This window comes from Marinobacterium ramblicola (genome assembly GCF_019084545.1).
GTDB lineage: Bacteria > Pseudomonadota > Gammaproteobacteria > Pseudomonadales > Balneatricaceae > Marinobacterium_D > Marinobacterium_D ramblicola.
In genome coordinates, this window is sequence record NZ_JAHREP010000015.1 from 82,739 (window position 1) to 103,044 (window position 20,306).

Genomic DNA, 20,306 nt, shown 5'->3' on the forward strand with positions numbered 1-20,306 from the left:
GGAGGAATTGCATGCTGTTCATTGCCACGCTGATTGCGATCATCGGCTATGCCGGCGCCACCTGGCTGCAGTGGCAGCGGCTCTCTTCGCCCGATAGCGGGCAGCGAAACCTGATCAGGGTTCTCGGTCTCGGTGCGTTCGCAATACACGGCTATGCAGTATACAAGGTGCTGCACTATCCCGAGGGGATAGACCTGGGCACCTTCCCCGTCGGTTCCTTCATTGCCTGGGTCGTGGTCGGCATTCTGCTGGTCAGCAGCCTGCGGCAAAAGCTGGACAACCTGTTTATCGGCGCCTTCCCGATGGCCGCGATCACCGCTGCCTTGGCCGCCTTCGGTCCCGATACCGGCGACCACCGCCTCTACCCCGGCGGCCTCGTCGCCCACATTCTGCTATCGCTGCTGGCCTACAGCATCTTTACTCTGGCGGCACTGCAGGCACTGCTGCTGTCACGCCAGGAGCTGTCGCTGAAACACCACCAGACCCGCGGTCTGGTCGCCTCGCTACCGCCGCTGCAGGTGATGGAGCGGCTGCTGTTCGAGATGCTCTGGTGCGGCTTCGTGCTGCTCACGGTCTCGCTGGTCACCGGATTCATCTTTGTCGAGGACCTGTTTGCCCAGCACCTGGTACACAAAACCCTGCTTTCCATCGTCGCCTGGCTGGTTTACGCCATACTGCTCGCCGGACGGGTTCTGCTGGGCTGGCGCAGCCAGACCGCGGTGCGCTGGACCCTGGGTGGATTCCTACTACTGATGCTGGCATTTTTCGGCTCCAAAATCGTTATCGAACTGGTGTTCCACGGGCAGCCGCCCGCGCCTTGACAGGCCCTGACGCGGACCAGACAATGGAGTCCCTTTTTCTGGTTGAGGTTTCACCACTTTGGAAGACGCGTCGATAAGCTCACTGCTGATCATTCTACTGCTGCTCATCATCTGCTCTGCGTTCTTCTCCAGCTCTGAAACCGGCATGATGTCGCTGAACCGGTATCGGCTGCGACATATGGTCAAAAACAACCATCGCGGCGCGCGCATGGCCAGCAGCCTGCTTGAGCGGCCCGACCGCCTGATCGGCCTGATCCTGATCGGTAACAACTTCGTCAACATCCTCGCCTCGGCCATCGCCACTATTGTCTGCGTCCGCATCTGGGGCGATGCCGGCCTGGTGGTCGCCACGTTCGGCCTGACCCTGGTCATCCTGATTTTCGCCGAGGTATCGCCGAAAACCGTCGCCGCGCTGCATCCGGAGAAGATCGCCTTTCCCGCCGCGTTCATTCTGCGCCCGATGCTGTTCATGCTTTATCCGCTAGTCTGGATCGTCAACGGCATCACTAACGGCTTTCTGCGTCTTTTCGGCATTCGCTTGTCCGGCAACAACAATGAGAACCTGAGTACGGAGGAGCTGCGCACGCTGGTGCACGAAGCGGGCGCACTGATCCCGCAACGTAACCAGTCGATGCTGCTCGGCGTGCTGGAGCTGGGCGACGTCACGGTCAACGACATTATGATTCCACGCAGCGAGGTGGAGGGGATCGACCTGGACCAGGAGATGGACCAGATTCTGCAGCAGCTCTCCGCCACCAAGCACACCCGTCTGCCGGTGTACCAGGGCGATATCAACCAGGTGGTCGGCATTCTGCATATGCGCAACCTGGCGCAGCTGATCCAGCAAGGCAAGGTGACCAAGGCGGCGATCATGCAGGTGGTACGTGAAGCCTATTTCATACCGGAAAGCACGCCGCTGCAGACACAGCTGCTGCATTTCCAGAAGCAGAACCGGCGTATCGGTATCGTCGTCGACGAGTACGGTGATGTGGAGGGGATCGTGACGCTGGAGGATATTCTGGAGGAGATCGTCGGCGAGATGTCCGCCGATAGCGCCGGTATCAATCAGGAGATCCACCCGCAGGAGGATGGCAGCTACTTTATCGACGGCAGCGCTTATGTGCGCGAGATCAACAAGAGCCTGAAGTGGGATCTGCCCACCGACGGGCCAAAGACGCTGAACGGCCTGATCACCGAGACGCTGGAATCACTGCCCGATGCCAACGTCTGTCTGCGGGTCAAGGATTACCACTTCGAGACCCTGCAGATCAGCGACAACAAGGTGAAGACAGTCCGTATCCAGCGCGGTCAGCCCAAGCGCAAACGGCTCTGATCGCGCCGTTCCAGCCTTTAGATACCACGTTCCCCCTGTTCGCGCCGCCGGATCAGGGCCCACACGGCGCGCTTCTCGTCGTCGCTCATGCCCCCCCAGTCCGCTATCTCCAGCCCGCTGCGGCAGCAGGCGGTACAGAGATCGTGCTCGTCCAGCACGCAGACGCCGACACAGGGACTTCTGACCGCCGGCTTGCGGCTTGTTTCACTCATAATGCAGTTTCCTGATGCTCCGGACGCGGCCTCATCGGCAACCCGGCATCGAATCCGATATTCAGCAGTTCGACCAGTATATAGGCGGTCAACCCCCAGATAACCTCACCCTCATACTCCCAGGCCGGGACATAGTGGGTCTGACCGCGAAACGCGATCTCATCGAGGCGCAGCATCTCCTGCTGCAGGAAAAAGCTCAGCGGGATACGAAAGATCGAGTCAACCTCTTCCGGGTTGGCCGTCAGCGGCAGCTGCGGCGGAATGATCCCGACCCAGGGCGTCACCTGCAACTGATGCTTGGACACCAGCTGACCGAGAGATCCGATCACCCGTACCTGCGCCGCGTCCAGCCCCACCTCCTCCTGCGCTTCGCGCAACGCTGTTGCCAACAGATCGGCATCCTCCGGGTCACGCTTGCCACCGGGGAAGGCGATCTGCCCCTGGTGGGTCGACAGCTGCTTCGATCTCAGCGTCAGCACCACTTCGGGCTCAGCTCTGTCGGTCAGCGCAACCAGCACTCCCGCCTCCCGTCCCCGCGTGCGCAACCGCCAGGGGCGGTGCTGGGCAAGCCGCTTAGTTAACTGCTCAAGCATACTCGCCTCCAATTCCATATGCGTTAATCATACCCCGCACTCCCGCTTCAGGCGACCGCCCTCTGCTCCGGCAAGGTTGAGCCCTGTCGCCTGCGCTTCTAGAATGGAGTTTTATCAGCGCGGGTATGAGATGAAATTCTGCAACCAATGCGGTGCCGATGTTGAGCAGCGCGTGCCCGAGGGTGACAACCGCCCGCGCCACGTCTGCACCTCATGCGGCACTATCCACTACCAGAACCCCCGCATCATCGCCGGCTGCCTGCCGGTACACGACGACAAGGTGCTGCTTTGCCGACGCGCCATTGAGCCCCGCCTCGGTTACTGGACCCTGCCGGCAGGCTTTATGGAGAATGGTGAATCCACCGAGGACGCCGCGCGGCGCGAAACGCTGGAGGAAGCCTGCGCCGAGGTGGAGATACAGTCGCTGTACACACTGACCTCGATCGTCCACGTCAACCAGGTGCAACTGATCTATCTGGCCGAGATGCCGGCCCCACACTTTGGCCCAAGCGAGGAGTCGCTGGAGGTACGCCTGTTCGACGAAGCCGAGATCCCCTGGGACAGTCTCGCGTTCGAGACCATCCGCCAGGTGCTGCGCCTCTACTTTGCCGACCGCAAACAGCAGAGCTACCCGCTACGGCACATCGAGATCGACAACAACGCCTTCCACAGCGCGCGGGTCCACGACTAGCGCGGCCCGCGCCCCGACTCAGAACAACAAGCGTTCAACCAGCTCCAGCACCGTGCTCTCGGTCCAGGGTTTGATCAGGTAATCCGTGACCCCAGCGGCGGCGGCCTCCTCACGGTGCTTGCTGGTCGAGCGCGAGGTGATCATGACCACCGGGATAGCACCGAAGTCCTGACTATTACGCAGCATGGCCGCCAGTTCGATACCATTCATGCGCGGCATCTCCAGGTCGGTCACCACCAGATCCGGCGGATTGCGGCGAAGCTTGTCCAGCGCATCGAGACCGTCGATGGCGGTCTCGACCTGGTAGCCGCTGTCGCTGAGCAGCGTGGCCAGCGTTCTGCGGGCACTGAGCGAGTCATCCACCACCAGCAAACGCGGAAGCCCCGCGGCGCTGTCAACCTCACCCTGCTCCAGCTCCGGGTTGATCTGCGAATGACAATGGCGCACCCGCGCCTGCAGGTCGATGATCGGTGCCACCTCGCCGTTTGCCAGTATGGTCAGGCCGGGGATACCCGAGATATCGGGTACCTGATCGCCCAGACGCTTGAACACCAGTTCGCGGTGGGCGAGGATTTCGCGCACCAATACCACCGCCTTTTCACCCTGATCCAGGTTGACCAGCAACACCGGATGCACCCTCATCTGGCTATAGTCTGGCGCGCGCTCCCCCGCCAGCCCCTCCAAAGTGAAGGCGGGGTACTCGACACCGCCCAGCTCGAAGAACAGCCCCTCCTCACGCTGTCGGCACTGCCCATCCAGCGACAACAGACTCTGCTCGATGGAGTGGCTCGACAACGCATAGATGCGCTGACCGGCGCTCTTGACCAGTAGCGTATGCAGCAGCAGTGATGATGAGGGCATCGACAGCTCGAAACGGGTCCCCATACCTTTCTGAGAATGGATATTGAGCGTGCCGCGCATGCGGCTGACCTGCTGATACACCACATCCATGCCGATACCGCGGCCGGAGAGCTGGCTGATCTCGTCGCGAGTGGAGAAACCCGGTACCAGAATCAGGCGCTGGGTCTCGGCATCGCTCAACTGGGCCTCGGGCTCGACCAGGCCCCGACGTTCGGCGATCTCACGAACCCGCTGCAGATCGATACCCGCACCATCATCCTCGCAGATGACCTGCACCAACCCCTCGGCCTGAACGAAGCGGATCTTCAACGTACCGGTTTCAGGCTTGCCCGCCTCAAAGCGTAGATGCGGGGTTTCCAGACCGTGATCGACCGCATTGCGGATCAGATGCATCAGCGGATCGGCCAGCTGATTGAGGATCTGGCTGTCCACCATCACCTCCTCGCCCTCGATCAGCAACTGGCCCTGCTTGTCCGCCGCCCGGCAGGCCTGACGCATGATGCGCTGCATCCGTGAGGCAAGCGTTCGCGCCGGGACCAGACGCGTGCCGAGCACGTTTTCCAGCGACTCCTTCTGCAACTGCCCCTGCGCCACCTGCAGTTCGGACAGCTGGCGCAACTGCCGTTCGGACTCCAGGTCCACCTCACGCACGTCGGCCACCGCCTCCTGCAGCTGCGACAGGGTCGTATGCATGGCGTGATAGCGGTCCATCTCCAGCGGATCGAAATCGTTCTCCCCCTGCTGCAGCGCGGGGGTCAGGGTAAAGTGGTCCTGCAACTGCTGCTCAAGCTCGAACAGCACCCGCTGCAACAGGCGCTGGCGTTCACGATTGCTGCGCGATAACGCCCGCAGTTGGGTCAGCGTGGCGTCCAGCTGGGTACCGAGCGTGCTCGACTCCCCGGCGATACGAAACAGATTATCGAGAATCGATACCGGAACCCGGATCAGGTTGGCATCTTTCGCCTCGGGCGTTGCGGCAGGCGCAGCCACCGGTGTCTCCGGAACGGCCTCGGCCGCCGCTTTTTCGGCCTGCTCACGACGCCGGGCGCGCTCTTCGTCGCTGAGCGCCTGAGCGGCACACTCCACCCCCTCCGTGCGCAGCCGGTAGAACCAGTTCATCAACTGCTGCAGCTGCGTCTGGGCCTCCTCTGGCGGGGCCGCACCGTCGGTTACGGCGTCACTCATCATCGCCAGACAATCGGCCGCATCATTCAGATCCTGGGCCAGCTGTTCGCCCGGGAACAGCTCGGCATCGGTCAGCAGCTCGAGTATATCCTCCAGATGATGCGTCAGATTGGCCACGCCGCGGATGCCGGCCATATTGGCCAACCCCTTGATGGTATGCGCCGCCCGCTGCGCCGCCAGCAGACTGGAGGCCAGTTGTTGCTGAATCACCGATTGCAACTGCTGCTGGAACTCCTCCACCAGCAGCGGCAACTCGGTATAGAGCATCTCCAGCAGCTGCTCATCGACCCCCTCACCGATGGCGAGGTCAGCGTCTTCCGGCCGCGCCGTCTGCAGCTCGATATCATCGGCGGACTGGATCCCGGCCAGCGCCAGCAAACCGGAGATATAGCCCAGCTGCTGCATATCCGCGGGTACCGGCAGCGCTTCGTCACTTAAACAATCCACCAGCGCTTCACGGGCAGCGCGATCGGACAGATCATCCAGATGCCGGTGCAACGCGTTCAAGGTGCGGGCGATATGCTGCCGCGTATAGCGGTAGAAGCGCTCTGGTTCGGCCTTCAGCGCCTGGAGATTGACCGTCAGCCCCTTGATCAGCAGCTCCACCCCGGTCAGATTGACGGTACTGGAGGCTCTGGCCAGCGGCAGCAGCGCGTCGAGGCTATCCTCGATCAACTGAACCGCCGCGTCATCATCGACCACGCACTGCCACTGATCCTCGAGCGCCTGCAGGGAGCCGGCCAGCATCGCCAGAATCGCCGCATCGATACGCGGCCCCGGCTGCTCCAGTAGCGCCAGGTCAACCTCGCAAAAGCTCAGATTCTCAGTGCCCGCCCGCTCTTCCGCTGGCGCTGCCGGCTCAGCAGACACCCCAGACTCCAGTTCCAGTTCGGGCTCGGGTTCAGGTTCAGGTTCAGGTTCAGGTTCAGGTTCAGGTTCAGTATCCAGTCCAGCGTCAAACTGCGGCACTTGCGCTGCAAAATAATCCTCCAGCAGCTCGCGCAGATCGGCCACATCCTCCCTTTCCAGGGGTTGCGCCCAGTCCGGCAGCGCCAGCAGATCAAGCACCTGGAGCGCTGCGTCGAGACGCGGTTCAGCCAGCCTATCCAACGCCGCCAGCAGGGCCTGAACCTGCGCCGTGTTCAGTGAGGCGCTGCTTTCGACCGCTTCGGCACTGAGCGCAAACAGGTCGGCCAGCGCTTGCTGATCCTGCTCAGCCAGGGTTTCACTGCGCTCCAGCAGCGACTCAGCCAGGGTGGCGAGCTCACCATCGTCAGGCTCAGGCTCAGGCTCAGGCTCAGGCTCAGGCTCAGCAGATTGTAAGGCCGCGTTTAGCCGCTGCTCATCAAGCGCGTCGATGCGTGCCCAGTCTTCGCTGAGCAATCCCGGCAGCAGCTCCAGATCCTCATCGGCCAGAGGTTCGCTCCAGCCTCCGTCCTGCAGCGCCTGTCTGATCGAATCTGCTCGCGTCTCGCGCTCCTGCCGGGAATCCAGCAGAGCGCCCAGCATCCGCCTCAGGGCGTCCGACTGCCGGGAGGAGAGCCGCTCCCGCTCCGCCTCCACCGACACCAGCTCGCAGACCAGCGCCAATGCCTCACCGACACCCTGAAGCTCATGCTCCAGTGCCAGCTCAGCCGCCTGCTGCAACCGTTGCGCCAGAGATGTTACCGGCGGCACCTCGGCCTGCAGGCTCAGAGCGCTGCGCAATGCCTCGACCACAGCGGACAGGTCGGCGCCGCTCTCGACCTCAGTCAGTTCCATTTCGCACATCCGCCTGTCAAACCGCTTCAACCAGTTCTGCCACGTCCGGCTCGTCGATTGCCTGCAGCTTGAACACGCCGATGGAGCGCTTGAGCTCATCCGCCGCACTTACCAAGCGTTCCGACAACTGACGCTGAGCGAGCATTTCGCTGTTGGTGGCACGGGTAAATTCGTTGATGTTACCGGCACGCTCACGCAGCCCCTGGGCCAGTTTCGCCTGGGTGGTTGCACTGCGTGCAATGCGCATGACCGAGTCGACCAGCGACTGGGTGGTTTCCCGCGTCTCCTCCATATGTTCACCGGCCTGTTCCGCCAGGCGCGTACCGGAGACCACATCCTCGATAACCGAGTTGATAACGTGAATGGTGTCGGCGGTCTCCATCTGGATGTTGTTGATCAGACTCTCGATCTCGGCGGTGGCTTCGCGGGAGTTTTCCGCCAGACGCTGCACCTCGTCTACCACCACCATCAGACCACGCCCCGCCTCACCGGCCGAGGCCGCATGCATACTGGCGTTCAGCGACAGGATGTGGGTACGTTCCGAGATGTTGTTGATCAAACCGACGATACCGCCGATCTCCTGTGAACGTTCGCCCAGCCGCTTGATACGTTTCTCTGCTTCATGGATCGTCTGGCGGATCTTGTTGATGCTGCCGATGGTTGCCGATACCGACTCTTTCGCCGTTTCCGTGGTGTTGATCGCCCGCTTCGAGGCGCTGTTGGATACTGCCGCCAGCTTGGCGATCAGCTGCATCGCCTGAATCGCGGAATCCAGGCCCTGCAGGGTTTCGGTGATCTCCTCCTGCTCCTTGCTCGCATGCCGCAGGACGGTGTCGGACTGGGCCTTAACCTGCACTGAGGTGTCGTTTACCTCGTAGGATACCGCGCTGACCTCACGCAATACGCCCTCGATGGAGTCGGTCAGCTGGTTGATGGAGTCGGCGACCGCGCCGGTAATATCTTCCGCCACCGGCACACGGATGCTGAGGTCTCGTTGACTGATCCGGAATACGCTCTGGATAAGCCCGATGATCGAATCGTTGAGCTTCTTGTTCTCTTCCGCCTGCTCCGCCAGCGCCAGCTCTTTCTCGTCCAGCAGGGTATCCAACACCGTTGCCATCTGGCCCAGTTCGTCACGACCTTCCAATCGGGTGCGGGCTTCGGTATCGCCGCCACGCACGGCATCCACAGTACGCTGGATGCGACGTACCGGGTCGAGTACACCGTACTTGGTGATCGCCAACGCCACCGCCAGCGCGAAGCTGAGCAGGATCAGGGAGACGAAGGTGAGCTTGATGGTTTCGGATAGCGCCGCATTTTCCGCCTGAAGATCCTGGCGTTCATAGTTGCGTACCAGATCGCGCAAGCGCAGGTTGCGTATCTCCAGATCATCCAGCATCGATTTCAGCTGATGGCGAACCTCTCGCATCTTGACCACCGATCTTGAACCCGGGTCTCGCTGCATCTGCTCCAACTCGCTGATCGCCTGCCAGAAACCTGTGGTCTCCAGCGCACTGCTGAAGCTCTGTCGATCCTGCTCACCACGCAGCTTGCTCAGCGACGCTTTCAGTGCGTTGGCATAACTCAGCGACGAGCTCACAAACTCGTCGAACACCGTGGACATGTAGGCCATCTCGGTCTTGGCGATGGTGGAGTCGAGGTTTTCGAGCAATGCATCCAGTCGACCGACATTTTCAGCCAGCAACCGCGTCTGCTCTCGCGTCTTCTGAGACTCCTCGACGATCCTGATGGTTTGGTAAAAGGCCCCCGAGATGGCGGCGACACCGATGATCATGAGCAGTCCCGCTATGGCGAATTTGACGCCCACCCGGATATGCTGGATTCCACCAAAGAATGGCATGTGCTCTACCTCAAGACAGTTCGTTATTCTTGTTACTGTTATGAGCGACCGGCTTAGCAGCCTCTCGGAAATGACGTTTCAGGTAGCGGATCAAGGCGTGATGATCCAGCTCACCCCAGCACTGCTGCTGTACCCGATACTGACTGGTTTGACAGCTGGCCAGGGGTTCGGGAAGAGGGTCGTCGTGGTCATTGCTGATCGGCTCCGGGTCACGGAGCGCGACGGGGATCTGGCGCAGGATGATGCCCAACGTCGACGGCTGCCTGTCGACCAACAGTATCCAGTACTGCCGGGACAGGTCGGTGGCGCCCTGCCCCAACAACAGGCTCAGATCGTAGACCGGAACCGTGTGACCCCGGTGATTGATGAACCCGGAGAACCAGGCCGGGGTATCCGGCAGGACACAGATGTGGGTTTTGCTCGACAGTTCGGAAAACGTGCCCGCCCTGAGCATCAGTCGATGAGGGCCCAGCTGGAAGCCGTGGCGCACCTCACCGACTTCGGCAGGCTCGCTATCCTGTTCGGCTCCAGCCAGAGAAATCCCACTCCGTTCAACCATAACGCGCCCTCCTGACTCAGCTGTAGCGGATCACCTGATCGAGGATCTCCTGATCGGTGTAGGGTTTGGCGATCACCGCACTGGCGCCCTGCAGCTGCGCCCAGACCTTATCCGCCTCCTGATGCTTGCTGGAGACGATCACCACCGGAATACCCTTGGTCTTGGCGTTGTTGGTGATCTGGCGGCAGGCGGAGAAGCCATCCATGCCGGGCATGACGATATCCATGAAGATCAGGTCGGGCGACTCCTTCTCCGCCAGCGCAACCCCCTCCTGACCATTGGAACCGGCCAGGACCTGGGCTCCCGTGCTCTTCAGGATGTCACGCAGACGCTGCTGCTGTACCGGATCATCTTCAACGACAAGAATTTTGTTTACGGCCATGTTGGTATCCAAAGCTCCAATAAAATGGGTAGTACTAAACTTTTTTGAATTCGCTGACCCAGCGCGTCACCCGCTTGATCACCTTGCGGAACTCTTCGGGCTGAATCGGCTTGGTCAGGTAGGTGGAGGAACCCGCCATGATCCCTTTCACCTCATCCAAGGGTGAGCTCTTGGATGAGAGCATGATGATCGGTGTCTTCTTCATCGAGGGAATCGCGCGCATGCGCGTACAGGTTTCGAAACCGTCGATACCGGGCATCATGATATCGAGGAAGATGAAGTCGTATGCACCCTCGGCGACCTGCGCGAGCGCCGACTCGCCATCGTCGGCAAAACTGATCTCGACCGGATACTCCAGCTGCTGCAACTCCTTCGCCAACGCCTGCTGCATCGGTGGGCTGTCATCCACAACCAGTACGGTGTAGGGGCGCTCGGCAACGTTTTCGATGCTGGCCTGCTGCAAACGCAGCGCTTCGATCTGCGCATCATATTTGCTGAAGCGATTTTCCGACTGCTGCGGCCCGGCTTCGATATCCTCCACGGCGTCAGGTTGCTGAGCAGCGTCGAGATCCACTGCCGGCTCCGCGTCCTGGCCACTGGCCGATTCGATGACTGAGGCGACCTCCGGGCCAGGCGCCTCAGAGTGCTCGGTCGGTTCAACAGGTTCGGTCGCCTCGACCTGCTCGGGCAGATAGGGGTCGAAACCCTCAAGTGTTCTGATCACTCGGGAGGAGATGAACGGCAGCTTGATATGGTGCAGATCCTCGCGCGCTGGAGGCTCGCGACTGACCACAATCAATCGATGGTGATACCCCGGCGGCAGCTCGGTGGCGGGTGCAGAGTCCAGCTGATTCTCACCGAAGAGCAGCACCAGATCGGGCAGCGAGGCGCTATCGAACTCTGCAAGCGTGTAGGTTTTACTTTTGGACAGGGCAAGAATCTTATCCAGCTTTTTCAGCTGATCGGCGGGAAACCCTATAGTCCCAATATGCATACAGCGTCCTTGTCTAAAACTATCCTGCTGTCGGCAACCTGGTCGCCTGCGCCAGCGGAGTCATTATTTTTTTAGTTGGCGTCAATCGGACGAAGGGATGTTGTAGACCAGATGCCAGTTAAAAACAACCGTTTCATCCAGACTGCTGCCGGTCTCGCCCCTTCGCGCCGGACACCGCCGGCACTCGGCCACCCGTTTACTGAATTCGGCCGCACTTAGGGGTACCATGAGTCACCACGGCCACACTCAACCGGAGAGCAGATTGAACACCAGCAAAGCGGCACTCGCCTTTCAGCGCAAGCTCTACCTGGCCTGGCTGATCAGCCAGCAGCCACACAGCCTGCCCAGCCTGCAGCAGGCCACCGGCATGCCGAGACGCACGCTGCAGGACACGTTGAAAACCCTGGAGGATATCGGTATCCAGTGCGATTTCGAACAGCATTCGGGTGAGCGGAACAACCAGGGCCACTACCGCATCACCGATTGGGGGCCGATCAACCCCGAGTGGGTGAAGCGCCAGGCCGCACAGATCGCCGCAGCCCTCGAACTTTCGCCTCAGGGCTGAGCCGGGTAGCGATCAACCCTCTTTACGCAGCTGTTCGATCTGTGCCAGGTAGCCGCGGTAATCGGGGCTATCCTGGCGGCTGTAGTTGAGGTTGCGCAGTAGGCCGGTCAGCGAAATGAAGTAATCCCGCGCCTGCGCCTTGTCGCTCAGCGGCGGCAGCTGACCCAGGCAGTCGACCAGCAGCGCCAGCAGCTCCCGTTGCCGCTGGATCGGCGTCGACACATCCACCGGGTCGAAGGCATCCTGCTGCAGATAGACCTGATCCAGACACTGGGCCTTCTGCCAGGTCAGGTAATCCTCCAGGGTCACCCCCTCCTCGCCGGTTACCTCCATCATCTGCTGCACCGCCTCGCCCTGCTTGAGCAGCTTGAGCAGCTCACGCACCCGCTCGGTCCAGCCCGGCTCCAGTTCACGTTCGAACCAGGGTGCGAGCTGGTCCAGATAGCGTGACCAGGAGATCAGCGGGTCCACCGCCGGGTAAGCGCGCTTGTAGGCACGGTCGGCACTGAGGCCGAGGAAGGTTTTTACCGTACGCAGCGTGGCCTGGGTCACCGGCTCCTCGAAGTTGCCGCCGGCCGGAGACACCGTACCGATTAGGGTCAGGCTGCCCTCGCGCCCCTCGTTGGTACGGATCACGCCTGCACGCTCGTACAGCGCCCTGATCGAGGATTCGAGATAGGCCGGAAACGCCTCCTCGCCCGGGATCTCCTCCAGCCTGCCGGAGGTTTCGCGCATCGCCTGCGCCCAGCGCGAGGTGGAATCGGCGATCAGCAGCACGTTGTAGCCCATCTGCCGGTAGTACTCGCTGATGGTGATGCCGGTGTAGATCGACGCCTCACGCGCCGCCACCGGCATCGACGAGGTGTTGCAGATGATCACCGTGCGATCCATCAGCGTGCCGCCGCGCGGGTCCGGGGTGTTGGGGAATTCGGTGATCGTCTCCACCACCTCACCGGCACGCTCGCCGCAAGCGACAATAACCACGATATCCACATCCGAGTAGCGGGAGATCAGGCTCTGCAGCACCGTTTTGCCGGCACCGAAGGGGCCGGGGATACAGGCTGTGCCGCCGCGCGCGACCGGGAAGAAGGTATCGATCAGGCGAATGCTGGTCAGCAGCGGCCGGCTTGGAAACAGACGCTCGCTGTAGCCCTCGCGCAGTAGGTCACGGCTGACCGGGATGCGCACCGGCCAGCGCTGCTGCATGCACACCTCGCGCTCGCGACCGCCCTCGCCACTGAGCCGTACCACCGGCGTGGTGACGCTGAAGCTGCCCTCCTGCACCCAGTTCACCTCGGCCCTGCCGCGCATGTTGAACGGCGCCAGAATTCGGTGTTCGAAACGGCCCTCCTGCACGGTTCCGAGCAGGTCGCCGGCCTTGACCAGAGCACCGATCTTGACCCGGGGCACGAAGGACCAGCGCTGCTGGGGATCGATGCCATCCACCGCCAGCCCGCGAGGCAGGAAGAAGCCGTGTCGACCGGCAATCAGCTCCAGCGGATTCTGCAAACCATCATAGACCTGGCCCAGCAGGCCGGGTCCCAGGGACACCGACAGCATCTGTCCGGTCTGCTCCACCACGTCACCGACCGCGACACCGCGGGTGTTCTCGAACACCTGCACATCGGCCTCGCCGTAGCGTACCCGGAGAACCTCGGCCTGCAGTTTTTCGGCAAAGTCGCTCTGGGCACGCTGCGGACAGATCAGCACTACCTCGTTCTTGGTGACCGGGTAAAACTCCCCCTCGGCGTTTTTCAGCAGCTGGATGGTAACGATATCGTCATGCACCGCCCTGACGCGGGCGGTGATCTTAACCGGTTGAACCGTGCCGCTCATGCTTCACTCCCTGCCCATTCCCGTTCGCTCTGCCCCGGATCCAGGCTCTGCAGCGTGCTGCCGACCCAACGATCGAAATACTCTTGCGCCTGCTCGCCGCTCCAGCGCAGACGGTATTCTGCCAGCGCCCAACGCAGGCGATAGGCCGCAACGGCGGCAAAACTGAACACCTGCTCCTGCTCGATGCGCCAGAGCCGGGTCCAGAACCGCTCCAGCAGCATCTGTTCGAGGGCACGACTGCGCCCTGCTTCCAGCGCCTCGCGGGCCTGCATCAGCCAGGGGAAGCGCCGTTCCAGACCGAACAGCGGCTGTTGCCAGTCGCGCTGAATCAGCCAGACACAGGGGCCGAAGCCCTTGAAGCTGCCGCCATCCTGCTGTCCCGCCAGCCGGTAGCGCAGTGCCGCCACCAGCGTGCGCGACTGCAGATACTCGGCGATCACGGCGCAAAGCGTCGGATCGCTGATCGCCTCCAGCTCGCTGTGCCAGAGCGCGATCTCGTCAGCATCGGACAGCGCTTCGTCGCCAACCCGCTCGCGCTGACACAGGTGCAGGGCACGTGCCAGCTGTTCACGATCCGCCTCGCTGAGCATGCTCAGCCGCTGCTCCAGCTTCAGCGTCGAGCAGGGCAGCTCCTGCAGTCTGGCCAGTGGCGCCAGCGTGGGCAGCGCCGGTACCAGGGTGTAGTAACTCATCGGATCACACCTTCGAGCAGGGCGCGGAAGCGGGGCTGCAGGTGTTTCAGCAGCAGCTCGGCCAGCGCCCTGTCACTCAGATCCATCTCGGCATCCTCACCTTCGAAGCGCAGCACCAGGCCCTTATGATTGCCGATATCGAAGCTCACCCCTTCACGCAACTGCTCGGCGAGCAGTTGCTGCACGAAACTGCTGAGCTTGCCTTCTCGATAGGCGTGGGGGTTACGCCTGAGTTCATCGATGCCGACGAACTGTTCAGGCAGCAGCACCTCGAAACGCTGGTTGCCGAGATCAGCGCGATCACGCACCGTACACACCACCTCACGCAGCAGCGTCTGCATGAACTGGCTACTATCCAGCTGCTCGCTGACCAGAATCCGCACCCGGTCGGCGAACACCCGCGCCAGCGCCTCGCGCAGCTGCAGTTGCACGTCGCGGGCAGCGATGCGCAGCGCATCCTCGCCGCCCTTGCGCAGCCGCTCGGCGTCAATGCGTGCCTGATCACGGATCTGCTTCGCTTCCTGCTCCGCCTGTTCAACCAACCAGTCGGCGCGACGCTGCGCCTCCTCGATCAGCTTCCCCGCCTCCTGCTGCCCCTTCTCGACCCCCTGCAGACGCAGGCGCTCGATCAGCGCTTCGACGCCGGAGGCGGCGTGGGATTTCTCAACATTGTTCATACCGCCTCCATCAGGCCGGTATCCCGGCACTGATCACCAGGGCAAAGATAAACGCGAACACGGCAAAGCCCTCGACAATGGCCGCCGGTGCCACCGACATGCCGAAGATCTCCGGCTTGATCTTGGATACGTTGATCGCCGCAGCGCAGCACTGGCCCTGGCGCCAGGCACTGAACAGCAGCGCCAGCCCGGCAAGAATGCCGATGGCAAACAGGCCCGGTGCGTTATCGATATTCACTTCACGGTTCAGCGAGAACATCACCACGATGCCGTAGATCGTCTGTGACGAGGGCATCGCCGCGATCCCCACATAGCGGCCATGGCCGGTTTCGGTCTCCAGCAGTGCGCCACAGGCGGCCTGTCCGGCCAGCGCGCAACCGATGATGCTGCCGATCGCGCCCAGCGCCATCGGTCCATAAAGGCCCGCCCATCCGAGGGCAATGATCAGGTTGTCCAAGGGTTAACCTCCCGCTTGGCAAAGGGTTGAAACGCATAGCCTTCGTCGGAAAGGCTCCAGTTATAAAACTCGATCAGGTTCAGGCGCAGGCCGTGGATCACACCGCTGACCACCGCCAGTACGAAGTTGAGCAGGTGGCCGACGACCAGGATCAGCACCTCGAGCAATACCCCCATACCGGGTAGCGCCGCGGCCACATCATGCGCCAGCTGATTGAAGGTCAGCGCCAGCGACGCGCTGGCCAGTCCCAGGGCAAACAGGCGCAGGTAGCTGAGTACGTCGCCGAACATGGAGGAGAGTCTGGTCAGCGCCAGCAGCCCGTCCATCGCCCTCAACAGCCAACTGCGCAGATCCCGGCCGCGGCGCTCGCTGGAGCAACCAAACACCAGCAGCAGACCGAGCCCGCCCAGGGTCAGGATGCCGGGCGACTGACCCTGCTGCCAAAGCATCAGCGCCGCCAGAATGATCAGCATCCAGCCGGCGCCGGCAAACGCCGGCAGGCGACCGCGCAATCGCCAGACATTGATGCCGTTGGCGATCAGCAGGTGACCGGCACCGATGAAGATCGACAGGTTCATCATGCTGTCGAAGTCGTTCACATCCAGCAGCCGCACTACCTCCAGCGCCGCTATTGGCGGCCCGGCGCCGAAGTAGCTGCCCACCAGTACACCATAAACCAGGGAGAATAGAGTCAGCGTGGCACCGAGCACACGTAATCGCCGCCCGCTTGGCGTCGTCTCCATGCGCCGCCAGTAGAACAGCATTACAGCACCGAGCAGCAGGGCGTAGCCGGCATCGGACAGAATCAGCGCGAAGAAGGTGGCAAAGGAGAAAAATACCACCCGTGACGGGTCCCAGGCGTGATAACCAGGCATCTGGTAGAAGCGCACCACCTCCTCGCCGCCGGCCAGCGTCGATGGGTTCTCAAGCAGTGTCGGTGGCTGCTCATCCGCCTCCGGTTCGGCGAGCAAAAGCGCCAACCCCTGACGCTCGGCAAACTCGCTCAACTCGCGCTTTTTGCCGGCATCGATCCAACCCTGAACCGCAAACACACCATCCCGCTCCAGCGCATTGGCACTGACCTCGGCGCGTTCCGCTGCATCGGCATTCCCGGCCAGAGAGCGCCGCAACAGGTAAAGCCAGCGGGTATCCGCCTCACGCTCACCGTCGAGCAGTTCCAGCTCGATCTCGATATCGTGCAGCTGATGCTCCAGCGTCGCCAGCGGGATGGAGCCGGTATGGGTGCGCGGCACCGGCATCTGGTTCGGGCGCGGCTCCTCCCTGGCGATCACCGCAACATAGGTATAGCGGTTGTCACGGTGCACCGCGCTCCAGACCAGGCCGTTGCGCTCCACCTCCTTCATGCGGTAGTTCGGTACCAGATAGAACCAGAGCCGTTGACCATACAGCCCCTCCTCCCCCGGCAGCTCAAAACTGCCCCAGGGGCGCAGATCCTTGATCCTTTTCACCAGCGCATCGCGCTGCTCCTCCAGCCGCATCCGCCGGTGCCGCTTGTCGAGAACCGCATGCACCACAGCCGCCAGGTCGAATCGATCTGTTTCGGTCACCTGGCGCCGCTTGGTCGGGCAACAGGCCAGATAGTGCAGCGCCAGACGCAGACGTTCGGGACTGACGCCCGAGTCATCCTCCCATTCGGCCTGCGGCCCGGACGATAGCGGAATAATGTGCATCAGCCCCAGTGACTGTAGCGCATCCAGGGCCGGCACCTTCTCTTCCAGCAGCCCCACCAGGGAGGCCTTAAGCAGCCGTCGAATACTCATCCGATCGCCCTCAACCGCTTGCCCTTGGCGATCTTTGCCCGCACTACCCCAGCCCGCTCGGCATCGGACAGTGCGATACGGATACGCCGGATATGACGTTCCGCACGCGGGATCAGCACCTTGTCGAACAGGTTGAGTCGTTGGGTGGTCTTGCGCAGGGCGGCCTCCAGGCGAGACAAGCGCTCCTGCTCGACGCGACACGCCAGCTCCAGCTGCAAGCGGCGCTCGGCCAGATCCAGCGCCCGGTCGACCCAGGCAGGCAACGCCAGGCGGGAGTGTTGATGGCGGTCGATGTCGATCCCCTGCAGCAGGGGCAGCTCGATGCCGACCAGATTGACCTGCTCGACCCTGACCCCAACCACCTGCACCAGCTGATGCAGGTCGAGGCCGCTCTGCGCCAGCATCGGCAGTTGGTCCGCCACCTGTGCGCTGATGTCGGCCAGTTCGCCCTGCTGCGCCGTGATCAGCCTGCGGCTCTGCTGGCGTGCAGCCAGGATCTGCTTACGTTTGAGGTCCAGCGCCGGCACGAACTGACGAAACGCCTTCAGCCGGCGCGATTCGCGATGCAGGGAACTCTTGTTCAGCGCCAGCTTGGCCATCGCTTACACCTCGACCCCCGGGTCCATAGCGGCACGCCGTTTGGGGAAGTACTTGCTGACCAGGCTCTCCTTCATCAGCAACTCCCGCGGCTCGAAGCACTCGGCCAGCGTCTGCCAACACAGATCCAGCGCCTTTTCCAACGGCAGGGAGACACGGATATCCATGAAGCGGTCATGGAACAGTTGGCCGAACCTGAGCAGCCGTTCGTCATATTCGGAGAGATCGAACGACATCGCCTGCTTCTGCTCGGCATCGCGGGCGGCGGCATAGAAGCGCACCATGGTGTTCATGATCTGGCTGTGATCCTCGCGCGTGACCTTGCCGATCACATGCTGCTTCAGCCGCGACAGCGAACCGAAGGGGTCGATCACGCCGTCGTGCAGGTAGAATTGGCCTTCGGTGATGTAGCCGGTGTTGTCCGGCACCGGGTGGGTCACGTCGTCACCGGGCATGGTGGTCACCGACAGGATGGTGACCGAGCCCGCGCCCTTGTAGTCGCACGCCTTCTCGTAGCGCCGTGCCAGTTGCGAGTAGAGGTCGCCGATATAGCCACGGTTCGACGGCACATGCTCCATGGAGATACCGACCTCCTTCAACGCGTCGGCGTAGGCGGTCATGTCGGTGAGCAGCACCAACACGCGCTTACCCTCCTCGACGGCGAAGCGCTCGGCCACGGCCAGCGCCATATCCGGCACCAGCAGCCCTTCCACCACCGGGTCGGAGCCCTGATGCACGAACATCACCGTGCGCGCCAGCACCCCGGCCTCCTCGAACGCCTGGCGGAAGAAGTGGTAGTCGTCGAAGATCAGCCCGATGCCGCCGAACACCACGATATCGGCGTCGGCCTGGGCACCGATCTGCGCCAGTAGCCGGTTGTAGGGTTCGCCGGCGACGGAGAAGATCGGGATCTTCTGGCTCTCCACCAGGCAGTTGAAGATATCGATCATCGGCACGTCGGTGCGGATCATCCGCGAGGCCAGCACCCGGCGCACCGGATTGACCGTGGGGCCGTCGATCTCGATCTTCGCCTCTTCGCTGAGCGAGGGGCCGCCGTCGATCGGGCGCCCGGCACCGGAGAAACTTCGCCCGAGAACATTGGCCGAGAAGGTCACCTGCATGGGGTGGCCGAGAAAGCGCACCCCGGCCTGGGTCGACAACCCCTTGGTACCGGAGAACAGCTGCAGCGATACCTCGTCGCGATCGATGCGGATCACCTGCGCCATATAGGGCGGCTGGTCCGGGTCAAGAGTGTTTTCGATCAGCGCCAGATCACCGTAGCCGATCGCGGATATCTCCCCCTCCTCCGGCTCCGGTACATGCACTTTGACGATATCGCCGATGATTTCGAGGATTCTTGAGTAACGCACCAGCAACTGGGTCACTGTCCACTCCCTGTCATGAATTGACTCGCGTCTGTACCGATCTGCCTTGCGGCGGTCAAAGTTTGTCGGGGTCGATCAGGCGCCAGAGATCGTACGCCACCTCTTCGTAAGGGTGCGCTTTGCGCAGCGCCATCAGCGTGGACTGTATCCGGTCGTCGTCACAGACCAGCTCCACCTTCCACTCCTCGACCTGTTCCAGCTCACCGACCTGGCCGAGATGCGGGTTGGCGCCGTCGAGCGGGCGGAACTGGCCGATGCCACGGGTCTGCCAGCAGCACTGATCATAATCGCCGATACGCCCGGCACCGGCTTCAAAGATCGCCTGCTTGACCACTTCAAGATGGGAGTCAGGCACGAAGAAACAGAGTTTGAACATACCGCATCGCCTTAGATTGGGTTCTGCGTTTACGGATCTAATAACCCTACATATAACGCTGCAACGCCGGATGTTGCAACAGCACAATCGTCGATCCTGTCGCCACAGGCCTGGTGTTATAGCCCAAACGCGCGACAAAAGGATGAAATCGACCGCCGGCTTGCGGTTATACTCAGGCACACCAGCTCAGCCGTGAAATTGAACAAGATGAACAAGCTCGATACCGCCCTGCTCAATATCCTGATCAAGGATGCCCGCACCTCCTTTGCCGATATTGCGCGCCAGCTCAATGTGTCCCGTGCTTACGCCCGCACTCGGGTACAGGCCCTGGTCGAGGAGGGGGTCATCGAGCAGTTCACCGCCGTGGTCAACCCCGAGAAGGTCGGCAAGACCATCTCCACGTTTATCGATCTTAAGGTAAATCCGCAGTCGATTGAGCAGGTCGCCGAGGAGCTCTCTGCGCTGCCCGAAGTGGTCAGCCTGTATATCATGACCGACCTTCGCAGCCTGCATATTCACACACTGACCGACAGCTACGATACATTCGACAGTTTTGCCAAGGCGCATATTTTCGGCCGTCCGGAGGTCATTTCGGTGGAGTGCAACTCACTGCTCAAACGCGTCAAGCACCGTCGGGGCGGTGCACGGCTCTGATGACGCCTATTCTGTATTAATTTCGCACAGGCT

The 20,306-nt window shown here is 61.9% G+C and carries 20 protein-coding genes; 5 read left to right on the forward strand and 15 right to left on the reverse strand.

The window, feature by feature from the left end; translation table 11 throughout:
- Window positions 1-11: 11 nt before the first annotated feature.
- Window positions 12-821 carry a cytochrome C assembly family protein gene (locus KQ940_RS12995; protein ID WP_217414081.1) on the forward strand — a complete coding sequence of 270 codons (810 nt, stop codon included), beginning with the start codon at window positions 12-14 and terminating at the stop codon, window positions 819-821.
- A gap of 58 nt (window positions 822-879) precedes the next feature.
- Window positions 880-2,154, forward strand: coding sequence for an HlyC/CorC family transporter (locus tag KQ940_RS13000; protein ID WP_217414082.1), 1,275 nt, complete (start codon window positions 880-882; stop codon window positions 2,152-2,154).
- A gap of 17 nt (window positions 2,155-2,171) precedes the next feature.
- On the opposite strand, the gene KQ940_RS13005 is transcribed toward KQ940_RS13000, so the two are convergent.
- Both KQ940_RS13005 and KQ940_RS13010 read right to left on the reverse strand, forming a co-directional pair.
- On the reverse strand, window positions 2,172-2,366 hold the full coding sequence (locus tag KQ940_RS13005) for a DUF1289 domain-containing protein (RefSeq protein WP_217414083.1): 195 nt from the start codon (window positions 2,364-2,366) through the stop codon (window positions 2,172-2,174).
- Entirely contained in the window at window positions 2,363-2,959 is a 597-nt protein-coding gene (locus tag KQ940_RS13010; RefSeq protein ID WP_217414084.1) for a CoA pyrophosphatase, read from the reverse strand. The genes KQ940_RS13005 and KQ940_RS13010 overlap by 4 nt, the downstream gene beginning before the upstream one ends.
- Before the next feature lie 130 nt (window positions 2,960-3,089).
- Between KQ940_RS13010 and KQ940_RS13015 the strand changes: the two genes are divergently transcribed.
- Window positions 3,090-3,650 carry an NUDIX hydrolase gene (locus tag KQ940_RS13015; RefSeq protein ID WP_217414086.1) on the forward strand — a complete coding sequence of 187 codons (561 nt, stop codon included), beginning with the start codon at window positions 3,090-3,092 and terminating at the stop codon, window positions 3,648-3,650.
- Window positions 3,651-3,668: 18 nt separating this feature from the next.
- On the opposite strand, the gene KQ940_RS13020 is transcribed toward KQ940_RS13015, so the two are convergent.
- From KQ940_RS13020 to KQ940_RS13040, 5 genes are read right to left on the reverse strand one after another with little or no spacing between them, the layout of a single operon-like run.
- Complete coding sequence (locus KQ940_RS13020; RefSeq protein WP_246590044.1) at window positions 3,669-7,457, reverse strand: response regulator; 3,789 nt, start codon at window positions 7,455-7,457, stop codon at window positions 3,669-3,671.
- A gap of 16 nt (window positions 7,458-7,473) precedes the next feature.
- Complete coding sequence (locus tag KQ940_RS13025) at window positions 7,474-9,318, reverse strand: methyl-accepting chemotaxis protein (protein ID WP_217414087.1); 1,845 nt, start codon at window positions 9,316-9,318, stop codon at window positions 7,474-7,476.
- Window positions 9,319-9,328: 10 nt separating this feature from the next.
- Window positions 9,329-9,877 (reverse strand): chemotaxis protein CheW, encoded by a 549-nt coding sequence (locus KQ940_RS13030; RefSeq protein WP_217414088.1) that lies wholly within the window; start codon window positions 9,875-9,877, stop codon window positions 9,329-9,331.
- A 16-nt stretch (window positions 9,878-9,893) separates the two neighbouring features.
- Window positions 9,894-10,259 carry a response regulator gene (locus KQ940_RS13035; protein ID WP_188749241.1) on the reverse strand — a complete coding sequence of 122 codons (366 nt, stop codon included), beginning with the start codon at window positions 10,257-10,259 and terminating at the stop codon, window positions 9,894-9,896.
- Window positions 10,260-10,293: 34 nt separating this feature from the next.
- The gene (locus KQ940_RS13040; RefSeq protein ID WP_217414089.1) at window positions 10,294-11,253 is read right to left on the reverse strand and encodes a response regulator; all 960 of its coding nucleotides are present in this window, start codon (window positions 11,251-11,253) and stop codon (window positions 10,294-10,296) included.
- Between the two features lie 262 nt (window positions 11,254-11,515).
- Here KQ940_RS13040 and KQ940_RS13045 point away from each other — a divergent pair, with 262 nt between their 5' ends.
- Window positions 11,516-11,818: a winged helix-turn-helix domain-containing protein gene (locus tag KQ940_RS13045; protein ID WP_246590045.1), complete on the forward strand. Its 303-nt coding sequence runs from the start codon at window positions 11,516-11,518 to the stop codon at window positions 11,816-11,818.
- Between the two features lie 12 nt (window positions 11,819-11,830).
- On the opposite strand, the gene KQ940_RS13050 is transcribed toward KQ940_RS13045, so the two are convergent.
- From KQ940_RS13050 to KQ940_RS13085, 8 genes are read right to left on the reverse strand one after another with little or no spacing between them, the layout of a single operon-like run.
- Window positions 11,831-13,654: a V-type ATP synthase subunit A gene (locus KQ940_RS13050; protein WP_217414091.1), complete on the reverse strand. Its 1,824-nt coding sequence runs from the start codon at window positions 13,652-13,654 to the stop codon at window positions 11,831-11,833.
- A complete protein-coding gene (locus KQ940_RS13055) occupies window positions 13,651-14,346 on the reverse strand; it encodes a hypothetical protein (RefSeq protein ID WP_217414092.1) in 696 nt (231 codons plus the stop codon). The genes KQ940_RS13050 and KQ940_RS13055 overlap by 4 nt, the downstream gene beginning before the upstream one ends.
- The gene (locus KQ940_RS13060; RefSeq protein ID WP_217414093.1) at window positions 14,343-15,023 is read right to left on the reverse strand and encodes an ATPase; all 681 of its coding nucleotides are present in this window, start codon (window positions 15,021-15,023) and stop codon (window positions 14,343-14,345) included. The genes KQ940_RS13055 and KQ940_RS13060 overlap by 4 nt, the downstream gene beginning before the upstream one ends.
- 10 nt (window positions 15,024-15,033) lie before the next feature.
- Complete coding sequence (locus KQ940_RS13065) at window positions 15,034-15,480, reverse strand: ATP synthase subunit C (RefSeq protein ID WP_217414095.1); 447 nt, start codon at window positions 15,478-15,480, stop codon at window positions 15,034-15,036.
- Window positions 15,468-17,261: a V-type ATP synthase subunit I gene (locus KQ940_RS13070; RefSeq protein ID WP_217414096.1), complete on the reverse strand. Its 1,794-nt coding sequence runs from the start codon at window positions 17,259-17,261 to the stop codon at window positions 15,468-15,470. Before KQ940_RS13070 ends, KQ940_RS13065 begins: the two co-directional genes overlap by 13 nt.
- Window positions 17,258-17,860 carry a V-type ATP synthase subunit D gene (locus KQ940_RS13075; RefSeq protein ID WP_217414097.1) on the reverse strand — a complete coding sequence of 201 codons (603 nt, stop codon included), beginning with the start codon at window positions 17,858-17,860 and terminating at the stop codon, window positions 17,258-17,260. Before KQ940_RS13075 ends, KQ940_RS13070 begins: the two co-directional genes overlap by 4 nt.
- Window positions 17,861-17,863: 3 nt before the next feature.
- Window positions 17,864-19,243 (reverse strand): V-type ATP synthase subunit B, encoded by a 1,380-nt coding sequence (locus tag KQ940_RS13080; protein WP_217414098.1) that lies wholly within the window; start codon window positions 19,241-19,243, stop codon window positions 17,864-17,866.
- A gap of 55 nt (window positions 19,244-19,298) precedes the next feature.
- Window positions 19,299-19,619, reverse strand: coding sequence for a YqfO family protein (locus tag KQ940_RS13085; protein WP_217414099.1), 321 nt, complete (start codon window positions 19,617-19,619; stop codon window positions 19,299-19,301).
- Window positions 19,620-19,826: 207 nt separating this feature from the next.
- On the opposite strand from KQ940_RS13085, the gene KQ940_RS13090 reads away from it, so the two are divergent.
- Window positions 19,827-20,273, forward strand: a complete 447-nt coding sequence (locus KQ940_RS13090) for an Lrp/AsnC family transcriptional regulator (RefSeq protein ID WP_217414100.1) — start codon at window positions 19,827-19,829, stop codon at window positions 20,271-20,273.
- The last annotated feature ends 33 nt before the right edge of the window (window positions 20,274-20,306 follow it).

Excerpts from the sequence above, each read along its gene's own strand:
- KQ940_RS13050 (WP_217414091.1), bottom strand. The coding sequence starts at position 13,654 with ATGAGCGGCACGGTTCAACCGGTTAAGATCACCGCCCGCGTCAGGGCG.
- KQ940_RS13085 (WP_217414099.1), bottom strand. The coding sequence starts at position 19,619 with ATGTTCAAACTCTGTTTCTTCGTGCCTGACTCCCATCTTGAAGTGGTC.
- KQ940_RS13015 (WP_217414086.1), top strand. The coding sequence starts at position 3,090 with ATGAAATTCTGCAACCAATGCGGTGCCGATGTTGAGCAGCGCGTGCCC.
- KQ940_RS13040 (WP_217414089.1), bottom strand. The coding sequence starts at position 11,253 with ATGCATATTGGGACTATAGGGTTTCCCGCCGATCAGCTGAAAAAGCTG.
- KQ940_RS13035 (WP_188749241.1), bottom strand. The coding sequence starts at position 10,259 with ATGGCCGTAAACAAAATTCTTGTCGTTGAAGATGATCCGGTACAGCAG.
- KQ940_RS13020 (WP_246590044.1), bottom strand. The coding sequence starts at position 7,457 with ATGGAACTGACTGAGGTCGAGAGCGGCGCCGACCTGTCCGCTGTGGTC.
- KQ940_RS13055 (WP_217414092.1), bottom strand. The coding sequence starts at position 14,346 with ATGAGTTACTACACCCTGGTACCGGCGCTGCCCACGCTGGCGCCACTG.
- KQ940_RS13060 (WP_217414093.1), bottom strand. The coding sequence starts at position 15,023 with ATGAACAATGTTGAGAAATCCCACGCCGCCTCCGGCGTCGAAGCGCTG.
- KQ940_RS13075 (WP_217414097.1), bottom strand. The coding sequence starts at position 17,860 with ATGGCCAAGCTGGCGCTGAACAAGAGTTCCCTGCATCGCGAATCGCGC.
- KQ940_RS13070 (WP_217414096.1), bottom strand. The coding sequence starts at position 17,261 with ATGAGTATTCGACGGCTGCTTAAGGCCTCCCTGGTGGGGCTGCTGGAA.
- KQ940_RS13025 (WP_217414087.1), bottom strand. The coding sequence starts at position 9,318 with ATGCCATTCTTTGGTGGAATCCAGCATATCCGGGTGGGCGTCAAATTC.
- KQ940_RS13005 (WP_217414083.1), bottom strand. The coding sequence starts at position 2,366 with ATGAGTGAAACAAGCCGCAAGCCGGCGGTCAGAAGTCCCTGTGTCGGC.
- KQ940_RS13030 (WP_217414088.1), bottom strand. The coding sequence starts at position 9,877 with ATGGTTGAACGGAGTGGGATTTCTCTGGCTGGAGCCGAACAGGATAGC.
- KQ940_RS12995 (WP_217414081.1), top strand. The coding sequence starts at position 12 with ATGCTGTTCATTGCCACGCTGATTGCGATCATCGGCTATGCCGGCGCC.
- KQ940_RS13090 (WP_217414100.1), top strand. The coding sequence starts at position 19,827 with ATGAACAAGCTCGATACCGCCCTGCTCAATATCCTGATCAAGGATGCC.
- KQ940_RS13010 (WP_217414084.1), bottom strand. The coding sequence starts at position 2,959 with ATGCTTGAGCAGTTAACTAAGCGGCTTGCCCAGCACCGCCCCTGGCGG.